The sequence below is a fragment of the Desulfosarcina ovata subsp. ovata genome, assembly GCF_009689005.1.
GTDB classification, from domain to species: domain Bacteria; phylum Desulfobacterota; class Desulfobacteria; order Desulfobacterales; family Desulfosarcinaceae; genus Desulfosarcina; species Desulfosarcina ovata.
Map to the genome: position 1 here is coordinate 1018410 of NZ_AP021879.1, position 12778 is coordinate 1031187.

12 protein-coding genes are annotated in these 12778 nt (G+C 56.0%); 6 read left to right on the top strand and 6 right to left on the bottom strand.

Translation table 11 applies throughout. The features are described 5' to 3' along the window. The first annotated feature begins 75 nt into the window (after positions 1-75). Complete coding sequence (locus tag GN112_RS04525; RefSeq protein WP_155309138.1) at positions 76-831, top strand: WecB/TagA/CpsF family glycosyltransferase; 756 nt, start codon at positions 76-78, stop codon at positions 829-831. A gap of 20 nt (positions 832-851) precedes the next feature. Here the strand turns inward: GN112_RS04525 and GN112_RS04530 are convergent, their stop codons facing one another. The 3 genes from GN112_RS04530 to GN112_RS04540 all read right to left on the bottom strand — a co-directional run bounded on the left by GN112_RS04530 (position 852) and on the right by GN112_RS04540 (position 3905). After that, complete coding sequence (locus GN112_RS04530; RefSeq protein WP_155309139.1) at positions 852-1322, bottom strand: hypothetical protein; 471 nt, start codon at positions 1320-1322, stop codon at positions 852-854. A 253-nt stretch (positions 1323-1575) separates the two neighbouring features. After that, the gene (locus tag GN112_RS04535) at positions 1576-2883 is read right to left on the bottom strand and encodes a CBS domain-containing protein (RefSeq protein ID WP_155309140.1); all 1308 of its coding nucleotides are present in this window, start codon (positions 2881-2883) and stop codon (positions 1576-1578) included. A gap of 185 nt (positions 2884-3068) precedes the next feature. Next, complete coding sequence (locus GN112_RS04540; RefSeq protein WP_176603537.1) at positions 3069-3905, bottom strand: hypothetical protein; 837 nt, start codon at positions 3903-3905, stop codon at positions 3069-3071. Between the two features lie 243 nt (positions 3906-4148). Between GN112_RS04540 and GN112_RS04545 the strand changes: the two genes are divergently transcribed. Further along, positions 4149-4703 (top strand): glycine cleavage system transcriptional repressor, encoded by a 555-nt coding sequence (locus GN112_RS04545; RefSeq protein WP_155309141.1) that lies wholly within the window; start codon positions 4149-4151, stop codon positions 4701-4703. A 78-nt stretch (positions 4704-4781) separates the two neighbouring features. After that, positions 4782-6155: a PFL family protein gene (locus GN112_RS04550; protein WP_155309142.1), complete on the top strand. Its 1374-nt coding sequence runs from the start codon at positions 4782-4784 to the stop codon at positions 6153-6155. A 6-nt stretch (positions 6156-6161) separates the two neighbouring features. On the opposite strand, the gene GN112_RS04555 is transcribed toward GN112_RS04550, so the two are convergent. Next, the gene (locus GN112_RS04555; protein ID WP_155309143.1) at positions 6162-7217 is read right to left on the bottom strand and encodes an ABC transporter permease; all 1056 of its coding nucleotides are present in this window, start codon (positions 7215-7217) and stop codon (positions 6162-6164) included. 12 nt (positions 7218-7229) lie between these two features. Further along, positions 7230-8117 carry an ABC transporter ATP-binding protein gene (locus GN112_RS04560; RefSeq protein WP_155309144.1) on the bottom strand — a complete coding sequence of 296 codons (888 nt, stop codon included), beginning with the start codon at positions 8115-8117 and terminating at the stop codon, positions 7230-7232. Positions 8118-8323: 206 nt separating this feature from the next. Here GN112_RS04560 and GN112_RS04565 point away from each other — a divergent pair, with 206 nt between their 5' ends. From GN112_RS04565 to GN112_RS04575, 3 genes are read left to right on the top strand one after another with little or no spacing between them, the layout of a single operon-like run. Next, positions 8324-9337 (top strand): potassium channel family protein, encoded by a 1014-nt coding sequence (locus GN112_RS04565; RefSeq protein WP_155309145.1) that lies wholly within the window; start codon positions 8324-8326, stop codon positions 9335-9337. 18 nt (positions 9338-9355) lie between these two features. Next, complete coding sequence (locus GN112_RS04570; RefSeq protein WP_155309146.1) at positions 9356-10297, top strand: radical SAM protein; 942 nt, start codon at positions 9356-9358, stop codon at positions 10295-10297. A gap of 50 nt (positions 10298-10347) precedes the next feature. Beyond that, positions 10348-10932: a peptidylprolyl isomerase gene (locus GN112_RS04575; RefSeq protein ID WP_155309147.1), complete on the top strand. Its 585-nt coding sequence runs from the start codon at positions 10348-10350 to the stop codon at positions 10930-10932. 417 nt (positions 10933-11349) lie between these two features. On the opposite strand, the gene GN112_RS04580 is transcribed toward GN112_RS04575, so the two are convergent. Beyond that, the gene (locus GN112_RS04580) at positions 11350-12774 is read right to left on the bottom strand and encodes a DEAD/DEAH box helicase (RefSeq protein WP_231716932.1); all 1425 of its coding nucleotides are present in this window, start codon (positions 12772-12774) and stop codon (positions 11350-11352) included. Positions 12775-12778: the final 4 nt, after the last annotated feature.

Here is a 12778-nt window from a genome sequence, read left to right on the forward strand (position 1 = left end):
CAGCTTCCTCCCTCTGGCCTTGCCAAAAACATTATCTTAAACACTATACCTAAAAATAAATAAAGCAGGGGAACGATGGAACAACTGGATCTACTGAGCATTAAAATCACCTCGGCCACAACGGCGGAAATCCATGAATGCATAGATACGATTATCGCCGAAGGTGGACCCGGCATCATCCTTTCGGCCAATGCCCATGCCGTCAACTTGGCGCGCAAGCGGTATTGGCTGACCCAATTGTTCAGAAAGGCCGATGTGGTGCATGTGGACGGCGGCAGCATCGTGCTGGCCGCACGTCTCTGGGGACGTCGGATTCCCGAACGGATCACCTGGGCGGATTGGGCCTGGTCGCTGGCCAACCATTTGGCTGCCAAAAAGTACCGGCTGTTTTTAATAGGCGGTCCCCAGGGCCTGGCGGCCGAAGCCGCCAAGGGCTTACATAAAACTGCACCGGATCTTCGAGTGGTGGGCACCCATCACGGTTATTTTAATAGGCAAAACCATGAAAACGACAGGATCATAGATGCCATCAACGCCACCCAGCCGGACATCATCTGGATTGGCATGGGGATGCCGATTCAGGAACAGTGGCTGTTGTGCAACTACAAGAGACTAAATGCCAAATTGTTTATGATCTGCGGCGGTGCATTCAAATTCATGGCCGGAAAACTCAATCGATGCCCACAATGGATGCGACGCTGCTCTTTGGAATGGCTCTGGTTGCTCATTGAAGCGCCACGGCGCGGCATGGTGCGCTATTTATGGGGTAATCCTTTATTTGTGGTCTATGTGCTGCGTTGCTATCTGGGCAGCAAATTCGGTTCATCGTGAACCTTTGAATTTGGCAGGGATTAGGGCCGCGTGTCCAAAATGGTTACTTCCAAAGTGCCTTTTGTGGCTTTAAACATGATGCGTGGACACCCCGTGGTATCACATGTTTTGTTTGAAACCCAGTAGCGATTTGTCCAAAATCGCATTGGAAAGGTCAAATGATCATACGCCCAGGCCGCTTGCATGCCACGACATGAAGCCGGGCTGCTGACGAACATGATGACGCTGATGGGTTCATTCATGGGAGCAATCTCTACCAGCAAGGCACTGTGCTTGCTCATCAAGTAAGAGACCCGTTCATCCCACTTGGGATCGTCGGCACTGATGGTGAAACCATTGAACGGCACCGGCCGAAAACCTTGGACCTTGATGCGCTCATCGGTCATCTTGTCCCGTTCGTTATAGCCTCGTTCGGCACTCAGGGAATGCGGGGACAATATCACGATCATCAGTAGCATGCCCCCGACGATAATCCAAAAATTGATTTTCATTGGCGTCTTTCCTTTAGGATCGGGAATTTTATTAATTAAACGAAATTGCTTGTTCTTGCGCCCGTCTTCCGCGTTGCATCAACGGCCACATACTCCCGGTATGCAACCCTTGCTGCGCCTTGAAGACGAACACAAGCCCGGCGCAATTACGTTCAATTAATTTCATCCCCGATCCTTACCGTATGACTGCCCCATCCTCCCACAATACATACCGGTTCAGGTGACAATCGATCGGAACAGATTTCATCCGGACTTAATCGGGAAGCAAATCGTAGAAGTAGGTCATGGCATCGGAACGGGTGATGATGCCGATCAGTTGGCCATCCTCCACCACGGGAAGCCGGCCGATGTCGTGGCGCACCATGATTTTGGCCGCCTGGATGGGACTTTTCCCCGGCTCGATGGAGATCACCTTGGTGCTCATGAAGGCTTTGACCGGCGCCTGGAGTTGATCCTCCTTGCGGATCTTCCTGAAATCCCGCCTTGAGATCACTCCTGTCAGCTGCCCCTCGTCAATCACCAGCAATCCGGTGCACCCCCGCTGGCGCAGGATTTTGGCCACCTCGTCCATGGAGGTGTCCGATGGAACGCTGAAAACGGGGAACGACATGAGGTCGCTGATCTGTACCGAGGATTGCTGGTTACCTTCGATAAGATCGATGATCATCTGCTGGGCCGCTTCCGGGTTGACCCCCTTGAGCATGGCACTGCCGGCACCGGGATGCCCACCGCCCCCCAGGCTCTTCATTAATGTACCCACATCAAGTCCTTCGTTGTCGCTGCGGCCGATGACCATGCATTTGGGTTTGCCGTTTTTTTCCTGGCTGACAAAAAGGCCGAAAGCCGCATCCACATTGACGATATCCCGGAACATGCGCACCACCAGGGCCAGGTTGCCCACATGGCCATTTAGTGTGATCTGGCTGAGGCTGACCGAGTAGCCGTTGATTTTCAACCGGTTGGTGTTCTTCAGCATGTCGAAGAGCACGTTTTTCTGTTTTTCACCGTAAGCCGGCCGCAGGAACTTGTTGATCAGGGAAAGATCGGCCTTGCGGTCCAGCAGCCATCCGGCAGCGTAGGCATCTTCGGCGGTCGTCGAGGGAAACGAGAGGTTGCCGGTATCTTCGTAAAGTCCGGCCAGGAAAAGGGTGGCCTGGATGGGGGTAATCAGCTTGCGCAGCTCCTTGAGCCGCCGCACCAGCAGGGTAATGGTGGCACCCACCGGTTCCTGGCATTTCCAGCTCGCCTGGATGTTGCCACCGCTGTGGTGGTCCCATAGCAGCACTTCCAGGGATGGCTGCTCCTGCAGTTTGGCGATGGGCCCCAGCCGGCTCCAGTCGTCGGTGTCCACCACAATCAGACGACTGACCCGGCCGGTCTCGATATTCCAGCGGTCCACATGGGTGAAAACGTCCTTGTGGATGGAGATGAACGCCCGCACATTGGGGTTGATGTTTTTGGGAATAGCGACCACCGCTTCGGAATAGATCAGGTTGGCAGCCACCAATGAGGCAAAGGCATCAAAGTCCGTGTTTCTGTGGGTCGTGATGATCTGTGTCATTTAGCATTCGAGATAATGTTTTTAGGCTGTGTTATCGGTCGTCGCGGTATGGTTTGTCCAGCTTCCTCCCTCTGGCCTTGCCAAAACATTATCGGCTCATCGCGGATTAGTATGAATTTTTCCCGTGATCGAAATTGTAGATATTTTTCACCATTGATTTTAGAGCAAACCGGAAAGCGTTGGCGTCAGTGGGAATCGGCAGATGGGGATGGCTGCCCCGGGTCACCCTGATCCCAACCCAGGGTCCCCTGGCTGCCGCCGTTTTCTGAGGATGGCGATTCCAGTTGCAATGGCGCGCCGTGCTGGCCCTTATATTCCAGCGAAAGGCGATGCTTCTCGATCTCGGTGCGGCTTTCGATGCTTTTTTTGGCCAGTAGGTAGCGCAGATAGACGATCCACAGCCCGATTCCCACCACCACCGCTCCCAGGCCGATAAACACCCATTTGAAACGGATGACGATTTCGATTCCGGTGTGCCCGAGGTAGGTAATCATGTTGGGAATGATCCAATAGGAAATTACCCCGACAAAGATCAGAAATCCGATGATGAAAATGTTCATGCGGCTGATCCTGTAGAGAATCGATTCCAGGCGGGTTTCATAACCGGGTTCGCAGGCCGGCCTCGATTCATCTCCGGACAGCTCACTACCATGGAAAATGGCCACATAGGCCTTGACCACGAAACCAAAGAGCAGCATGGCTCCCACCGGAATGCCGATGGCGGCCACAAACCAGGCACGAAACGGAAACGGTTCGTCTTTGGTTTTCAGGCGAACCTGGTAGTTTTCAAACGGTCCGAATGTTTTTTCAAAGTAATACTTATTGAATTCGCTGAGGTTCTTACCGCTGGTTTCATGAATGACATTGCCGTTGTGGTCAATCACCTGGAGCCACGACTTTCGTCCCGACTTCATGGCCGCCAGGGCGAAAATCTCCAGCTCCAACAGAAAAAGCCCGACAATAATAATGATAAACAGGGTTTTATGTTCCTGAATCAGATTGCTGATACGTGACGATTTCACAAGCTCCCCTGCCCACCTTGTTTCATGCCGCGTGGAAACGGCGAAAATGGGATTGATCGGTCAGCACCGGGATGGAATCGGCACCGGTTGCGGTTTTAGCAAGCATCGGGAAGGTTAGCATAGCGCCGCTTTACAGCACAATCTTTTTTCAAATCTTTGCTGTAAGAGCTGCGGTTGACACCGCATGGCAATTGTTCCATAAGGAGCCAATATCGATAGGCAAGATGGGATCAGGAGCCAAACATGCAAAAAATGATTATATCCGTCCTGGGAAAAGACCGGCCGGGCATCATTGCCGCCGTCACCCGGATTCTTTTCGAGTTGGACTGCAATATTGAAAATGTCAGTCAGACCATTCTGCAGAACGAATTTTCCGGTATTTTCATTGTCAGCGTCTCTGATGCATTGACGGATGCGGACTTGCACCGGCAGTTGGACCAGGGACTCTCCCCCATGAGCCTGCACGTATACGAAAAACGGATCACGGACACGGACGATACCGTTACCAGCGTCAACAGCGAACCGTTTGTGGTCACCACCAAAGGTCCGGACCGCAAGGGGCTGGTGGCCGCCATCACAGGCGTTCTGGCGGCCCACCAGGTCAATGTCAGCAACCTGCAGGCGGTGTTCAAGGGCGGCGACGATCCCAATGCCAACATCATGATCTATGAGGTCGATATTCCCGCTGATGCCGATCAGCAGGTCCTGCGCCAGCAACTGCATGAAAAGGCGAATGCGCTTGATCTGGACATATCTATCCAGCATAAACTGATTTTCGAGGCGATCAACCGCGTTTGAGCCGTACCGTTTACGCAACCCGTCATGTGGGTCCGCAAGTGGAGACGTTGCCTACGGGTTTATTTAAGGATATCAACCATGTTCAGTGAAAGTGAAATCCTCTCCGTCGTGGAGATGCTCAAAAATGAAAACCTGGATGTCCGCACCGTCACCCTGGGGCTGAATCTGTTGGATTGTGCCTCGGATGATATCGGCCGCTTCACCGACAACATTTACGCCCGCATTACCGGTGCGGCCAGGGATCTGGTGCGTATCTGCGACGAGGTGGGCGACAAATACGGCATCCCGGTGGTTAACAAACGCATATCGGTAAGCCCCATTGCCGTGGCCGCGGCCCCCTTCGATGCCAAGGGGATGCTGCGTGTGGCCAGCACGCTCAACGACGCCGCCACTGCCGCCCGTGTGGATTTCATCGGCGGTTTTTCCGCCCTGGTGGAAAAAGGCATGGCCCGCGGCGACCGCGCGCTGATCGACGCCATTCCCGAGGCCCTGACCGTTACCCAGCGGGTCTGCGCGTCGGTCAATGTGGCCTCTACCCGCGCCGGCATCAACATGGATGCGGTGCTGCAGATGGGCAAAACCATCAAGCAGGCCGCCCGTCTCACCGCCGACAGCGACGGGCTGGCCTGCGCCAAACTGTGCGTCTTCGCCAACATCCCCCAGGATATTCCTTTCATGGCCGGTGCCTACCTGGGTATCGGTGAGGCCGATGCAGTGATCAATGTGGGGGTCAGCGGCCCGGGCGTGGTCAAAAAAGCCATCGACCGTGCGGTGGCCGCCAATCCGGACCTCAATCTGGGGCAGATCAGCGAGATCGTCAAGCGTACCGCCTACAAGGTAACCCGCATCGGTGAACTCATCGGCCGTGAAGTGGCCCAGCGCTTAGGCATCCGTTTCGGTGTGGTGGACCTCTCCCTGGCCCCCACGCCCAATGTGGGCGACAGCGTCGGCGAGATTTTCCAGAGCCTGGGACTGACCAGCATCGGCGTTCCGGGCAGCACCGTGGCCCTGGCGCTTTTGAACGATGCGGTGAAAAAAGGCGGCGCCTTTGCCAGTTCAACGGTAGGCGGCCTGAGCGGCGCCTTTATCCCGGTCAGTGAGGACCTGAACATTTCCCAGGCGGCCGCCAAAGGCTATCTTTCCATCGAAAAGCTCGAAGCCATGACCTGTGTCTGTTCGGTGGGGCTGGACATGGTGGCCATCCCCGGCGACACCAGCGAGGAGACCCTGGCGGCGATCATCGCCGACGAGATGGCCATCGGCATGATCAACAAGAAGACCACCGCCACCCGGCTGATCCCGGTCCCCGGGAAAAAGGCCGGTGAGCACGCCTTTTTCGGGGGGCTGCTGGGTGAATCGATTATCATGCCGGTGAACAATGCCGCCGGTGAAAACCGGTTCTTGCGTCGCGGCGGGTTGATTCCATCGCCAATTCACAGTCTGGTCAACTGACCCAACTCATTTATTCCAGGAAAAAAAAGCCGCACCGATCAACAAAAACGCCAGGGTCATGGCGCACAGGATGCCCACCTCCGGCATCACTGCTATGAGCCCCTGGCCTTCGTTCATGATTTTGCGGGCCGCCGTGAGCAGGTGGGTCAGGGGGAAAATTTTGGCGGCGGTCCTGAGCCAGTCCGGCGCGCCTTCGATGGAAAACCACACCTCGGAAAGGAACATCATCGGCCAGCTGATCAGGTTGAGGATGCCATTGGCGAACTCCTCGCTGGTCCCCCGGCAGGCGATCACCAATCCCAGGGCGGTCATGCAACTCGAGCCTGCCAGGAAAACGATGAAAAGGTTCAGCAGGCTGCCGTAGACCCTGAAATCGAGAATCAAATCGCAGCCCACCCAGACGATCGTCAAGGTGACCATCAACAGAAAAATCCGCGACAGCAACTGGGCGGCAAGGTATTCGAAAGCGGTCAGCGGGGTCGCCTTGAGCCGCTTGAGCACCCCGTTCTTGCGGTAGCGCACCACCACCCAGCCCACCCCGTAAAGGGCGCTGAACATCATGTTCATGCCCAGGATGCCGGGGAAGAGCCAGTCGACATAACGGATCTGAAGCCCCTTGATATCCTCTTTTTCAAACCGGGGATCAGCTGCCTGATCCGGCACCATGGCTTCTTTGAGCAGGCGCTCGACAATGGCACCGGAAGGTGAGGAATCGGCCACCCAGTATCGTACCGGCCGGGTGTGCGCCTGAATCAGCAGATCGATTTTGTGGTGTTTGAGTTTCTGCAGCCCGATCTCACCGGATTCAAAGCCCACAAAGGATAAAGATGCAAAGGTGGCAAAGGATTCCGGTAGGAAATCGATGGATTGTTCAACGGAAACGCCGGTCGGGACCGGAAAAAGCCCCACCTTGAATTGCGCCCGGTAATCGCCTTTAAAAATAAGACCGAAGCCGATGATTATCAGAAAAGGAAACAGGAAATTCCAGCCAAAGGCCTCACGGTCCCTGAAATACTCGAGATTTCTGGTTTGAAAAATGGCCCACAGCCGTTTCAATCGCATGTCCGCTCCCGATTATTCCCGCAGACTTCTGCCGGTCAGTTTTAAAAAAACATCTTCCAGATTGGGGGTTTTAACGTCGACCACACGCATATCCACGCCTCTGGCCAGCAGTTGACCGACCACACCGTTGACATTCTGGGTGCGGATAACGATCCGCTCGCCGTGCTGGCGGATAAAGCCTTCGATGCCATCTCCGCCTTCGGGAAATTCGGATGTGGGGACCGTCACGGTAGCCTGGGGGCAATGGGTTTTGATCAACGCCTGGGGTTCGCCGCGGGCAATGATCTGGCCTTTGTCCATGATGGCGACATCGTCACAGAGCTTCTCCGCCTCTTCCATATAGTGGGTCGTGAGCACGATGGTGCGTCCCTGGGCCTTGATCGTCGTGATAATATCCCACATATTGCGCCGCGCCTGGGGATCCAGGCCGGTCGACGGTTCATCCAGAAAAATCAAATCAGGACGGTTGAGCAAGGCCAGCGCCAACAGCAGGCGCTGTTTCTGCCCGCCGGAAATTCTGTCGTTGAGTTGCTGACCCACCTCGTTGAGATAGCAGAGACGAATCAACCGGTCGATATCGTCGCAGTGGTCGTACAGCCGGGCAAATGTCTTCAACGTTTCGAAAACGGTCATGTAGGAAAACAGCGCCGTCTGCTGGAACATGATGCCCACTTCCTGTCGAAAATTAGATCCCCGTGGATGCCCTTTGTAACGTACGGTTCCGGAAGTCGGCCGGATGATATCCTCAACAATCTCGATCAGGGTGGTTTTGCCTGCCCCGTTGGGCCCCAGAAGTCCGAAACAGGTTCCCGGATCAATGGAAAGGCTGACCCCATCGACGGCGCAAAGGGATTTGTACTGTTTTCGGACATCGGTGATTTCAAGAAGGGGCTGCGTCATGGGCTCCGTCTGCCGGAAAGAATTGAAAACCAGTTGAATTGGTGAAATCTTATTTAAAAAAAAGGAGTTGCATCTCCTTGTCGGTTGACACTGACAAAACCATTTTTTATAGTCCTTAGCCAGTGGCAAATCAAGCTGGAATGTACAGGCGCTTTTTCACGCGTCCGGATCAGCGATTCTGACGGCGGGTGCTCACCCCCTGGCAAATGGGAACCATCAAATTGGAACGTAACGCTCATTTGGTCATCTCCATTCTGCTATCCTTCGTCCTGCTTGGCGCCGGATCGGTCGGCTATATGGTCATCGAAGGGTGGGGCTTCGGCGACGCCATGTACATGACCGTCATCACCCTGGCCACGGTGGGGTACGGCGAAGTTCATCAGGTCAGTTCCACCGGCCGTATGTTTACGGTTGTTCTCATCCTGATGGGCGTCGGCTATTTCATGTATGTGGGCGGCAACATCGTGCAATTCCTGGTCGAAGACCGCATCCGTGTCATCCTCGGGAGACGAAAATTGGACAAACAGATCGCCAAGCTAAGCGGACACTATATTATCTGTGGGTATGGGCGGATCGGACGGGTACTCGCCCGTTACCTGACCGAGCGCTACCTCGATGTGGTCGTCATTGAAAAAAGAACCGAACGCCAACCGGCCATGGATGAAGACGGCGTGTTGTACCTGATTGGCGAGGCCACCGATGAAAACCTGCTGCTCAAGGCCGGGATCGAACAGGCCAGGGGATTGATCACGGTCGTTGGCACGGATGCTGACAACGTCTTTCTGACCCTGATTGCCAAACAGCTCAATCCGAACCTGTTCATCGTCGCCCGCTGCATCCAGAACACGGCCAAGCGGACCCTGCATGCCGCCGGAGCCAACAAGGTCATCTCACCCTATGATCTCGGCGCCAGGCGCATGGCCCACGCAATCTTGCGACCAACGGTGATTCGCTTCCTGGAACTGGCTTTCACCGACGACAGCACCGACATCCAGGTGGAGGAGATTCGGGTGAAATCAACGTCGAGCCTGCTCAACGTGGAGTTGAAAAATTCCGGTATCCGCCAACAACTGGACCTGATTATCCTGACCATTAAGAAGGCCGACGACACCCTGATTTTCAACCCCAAGGCCGACACCCGCATCGAGGTTGACGACACCCTTGTGGTGGTGGGCCGCGCCAAGAGCCTCAAGGGGCTGGAGCGCATGCTGCGCAGCTGATCGCATGAAGGAGGGACCATGGCAACGATTCCGCTCCCCGCATACATAGGCGCTCTGGAACGGGGAACCCTGGAGAAACAGGCCCGCCTGGCCCGTGCCGCCCTGAAACAATGCACCCTGTGTCCGCGTCGCTGCAAGGTGGATCGCACGCAGGAAAAAACGGGGTTCTGCCGCACCGGTGAGCTGGCCCGCGTCGCCTCGTTTAACGCCCATTTCGGCGAAGAGGCGCCGCTGGTGGGGGAAAACGGATCGGGAACCATTTTTTTCAGCCACTGCAACCTGCTGTGCAACTTCTGCCAGAACTACGCGATCAGCCATCTGGGTGAGGGCGATGAGGTAACCGATGACGAACTGGCCGATATCATGCTCCAGTTGCAGGGCGCCGGGTGTCACAACATCAATCTGGTGACCCCCTCCCATGTGGTGCCGCAGATTATCGGTGCCGTCGGCATTGCCGCGCAACGTGGTCTGATCGTGCCCCTGGTTTTCAACAGCGGCGGATACGACTGCGTCGACACCCTGAAACGGCTCGATGGCATCGTAGACATCTATATGCCCGATTTCAAGTTCTGGGACGAAGGGGTTGCCCGGGATACCTGCAACGCGCCCGACTACCCGGCGGTGACCAGAAAAGCGATCCTGGAAATGCACCGCCAGGTGGGTGACCTTTGCTTCGACAAGGCGAGCGGGCTGGCCACGAGGGGGCTGCTGGTCCGGCATCTGGTGCTTCCCGGCGGGCTGGCCGGGACATCGGCGGTGATGAATTTTCTTGCTGACCGCGTCTCCCGCGACACCTATGTCAACGTCATGGCCCAATACCGCCCGTGCGGCACGGCCCGGCGGATGAAACCGCTGGACGCGCCCCTGTCCCCATCCGAGTATGAAACTGCCGTCCGTGAGGCGACCTGTGCCGGTATCACGCGTCTGGACCGGCCACGCCGAGTATTTCAACTATGGTAGCGGCAGAGAGATAAAAACGTCAAGTCAAACATTATAAAAGCGAGGCTAACATGAAAAATTTATTATCCATTCTGATAATCCTGTCTATCTTTCTGCCTTCCCCTCTGGTTGCCGCAGCGCCCCTGCCACGCGTAAAAATGACCACCAGCATGGGGGACATCGTGATTGAACTGGACCCGGCCGCGGCCCCGAAAACCGTGGATAATTTTCTGGCCTACGTGAATGCCGGATTTTATGACGGTACAATTTTTCACCGGGTGATCGCCGGATTCATGATCCAGGGCGGTGGGTTTGACGCGCAGATGCAGCGCAAGGCGACCCGCCCGCCTGTGGTCAACGAGGCGGACAACGGGCTTTCCAACCGGTCCGGCAGCATCGCCATGGCGAGAACGTCCGACCCCCACTCGGCCAGCGCCCAGTTTTTTATCAACGTCAAAGATAACGATTTCCTCGACCATCGGGCAAAAAACCGGAAAGGCTGGGGCTACTGTGTATTCGGCAAAGTGGTGGCCGGCATGAATGTGGTGCAGGCCATCGAGCATGTTGCCACCACGGTCCGTTCGGGCATGCGTGATGTTCCGGAAGCGCCGGTGGTGATCGAGAAAGTCGCCATCGTTTCGGCCGCTACGGATTAAAACCGCCAATCACCGATCGATGACCAAATTGTTGGTGGGATATGGAAAATCGTCTTGACAACGACGAATCATCCGGCTTAGCCTGGAATATACCTCCTCGTGCAAGGCGCACCTGACTATCCGGACCGCTCACCCTCAGCTTCTACTGCTCTTTTGGCAAACAGGCGTGGGATTGCAGGGTTTGGCAACATCCCCATTTCGCTGTCCGATCGCATGCCCATTAATGGGCAGCAACCAGTGAGCGACAGCGAACTTTTCCTCCTTATTTTCGGGGTCGCGGAGGAAACACTTTGCATTCATCGCTGTGGAATCCGACGGCACCTGCATCCCACGCTTGTTTCATCAACCTGAAGGAGCGCGTAAATCGCCACCGTTTCACGCTATGCGGCTCGGTCGACCCGGCAGATTCACCGCCGCTCATTCCTCCTCGGGACCGCTGAACCGCACTTCACCGCCGCCACCATACACCCGCTGCCTGGCCCTGGCCGCCGCCGCCAGCGGTGCTACCCGTTCGTCCACATAATCGTACACCCGGGCTCGCGCCTTGCCTTGGGCCGGCCTCAGAATGCGCCCCAGATATTGCATGACCCGCCCGCTGAACCGAATGGGGGTCGCCATAAACAGGGTCGACAGGTCCGGACAATCAAATCCTTCCCCGACCAGTTGGCCGGTGGCGATCAGCACCTTGACCGCACCTTTTTGCAACCGGTCCAGCACCAGCCGTCGCGCCTCATTGGAGAGATCACCGGTCAAGAGTTCGGCCTGCACGCCGAACTTGAAACGCAAAATCCCCTGCAGGATTTCACAGTGTTTTTTGCGGTCGGAGAGCACCAGGCAGATTCCTTTTCCGGTGCGCACTTCCTTTTCCACGTCAGCGGCAATCAGCCGGTTGCGCGTGTCATCGGCAGTCAGTTCGGAAAGCATGCGGGTGTATTCATTGACCGGATCAAAATAGGGCTCGAAGGGGGTTGGCCGAAACACCACATCGGCCTTGAGGATGTGGCCGCTTTTTTCAAGCCGGGCCTTGTCCACTTCGTGGTGCACATCGCCCAGGTGCCAGAAGATCAGTTTGGAAAGCTTGTCACGCCGCCAGGGGGTGGCGGAGAGGCCCAGCATGTAGCGGCAGTCGAACGCCGTCACCGCTTCGGTAAATGTCCGGCTGGGCGCCCGGTGGCACTCGTCCACGACAATGTGTCCGGCCAGGGGAACGATGTCATCGGTACAGCGGTAAAGGGTTTGGACCAGGGCAACGGTAATGCGCTCACCGATCTTTTTCTTTCCGGCTCCGATCAGGCCCACCTGGTCGGCCGGAATGCCAAGAAATTGTTCGATGCGTTCAATCCATTGAAAGGCCAGGTCCTTGGTATGCACCACCACCACCGCAGGCTGCTTCCGCCGGGCGATCAGCCAGAGCCCCATTACCGTCTTGCCGCTTCCCGTCGGTGCACTCAGGGTACCGAACTCCTTTTTCAGCATCGCGTCCACCGCCTCGGTCTGAAAAGGCTTCAGCGTTGCGCTGAAATCAAAATCAACCACTGGCAGCGAGCGCCTGCGGTCATCGATCCGGAAGGCAAGCCCCTCCCGTTTGAGCAGCAGGATCAACTGGCGCGCATATCCCCGGGGAATGCGGATGCCGCTTTTGCCGTATCGCCGATAAAAGCGCAGTGTTTTCTTGGTTCCCCGGTTCCAGCGCCCCATGCGCTCATTTTCCAGCCATTTGGGATTGAGGATCTGAAAGCGCTTGGTCAAGGTCTCCAACAGCACGGGGGGAACGGCGTTGATTTTGATCGTGCGATCGATGGTGATTCGCAGTTCTTTTTTTTCGATCCGTTCGTCAGGCAAAACA

Excerpts from the sequence above, each read along its gene's own strand:
- GN112_RS04560 (WP_155309144.1), bottom strand. The coding sequence starts at position 8,117 with ATGACGCAGCCCCTTCTTGAAATCACCGATGTCCGAAAACAGTACAAA.
- GN112_RS04575 (WP_155309147.1), top strand. The coding sequence starts at position 10,348 with ATGAAAAATTTATTATCCATTCTGATAATCCTGTCTATCTTTCTGCCT.
- GN112_RS04535 (WP_155309140.1), bottom strand. The coding sequence starts at position 2,883 with ATGACACAGATCATCACGACCCACAGAAACACGGACTTTGATGCCTTT.
- GN112_RS04545 (WP_155309141.1), top strand. The coding sequence starts at position 4,149 with ATGCAAAAAATGATTATATCCGTCCTGGGAAAAGACCGGCCGGGCATC.
- GN112_RS04555 (WP_155309143.1), bottom strand. The coding sequence starts at position 7,217 with ATGCGATTGAAACGGCTGTGGGCCATTTTTCAAACCAGAAATCTCGAG.
- GN112_RS04525 (WP_155309138.1), top strand. The coding sequence starts at position 76 with ATGGAACAACTGGATCTACTGAGCATTAAAATCACCTCGGCCACAACG.
- GN112_RS04550 (WP_155309142.1), top strand. The coding sequence starts at position 4,782 with ATGTTCAGTGAAAGTGAAATCCTCTCCGTCGTGGAGATGCTCAAAAAT.
- GN112_RS04570 (WP_155309146.1), top strand. The coding sequence starts at position 9,356 with ATGGCAACGATTCCGCTCCCCGCATACATAGGCGCTCTGGAACGGGGA.
- GN112_RS04565 (WP_155309145.1), top strand. The coding sequence starts at position 8,324 with ATGGGAACCATCAAATTGGAACGTAACGCTCATTTGGTCATCTCCATT.
- GN112_RS04530 (WP_155309139.1), bottom strand. The coding sequence starts at position 1,322 with ATGAAAATCAATTTTTGGATTATCGTCGGGGGCATGCTACTGATGATC.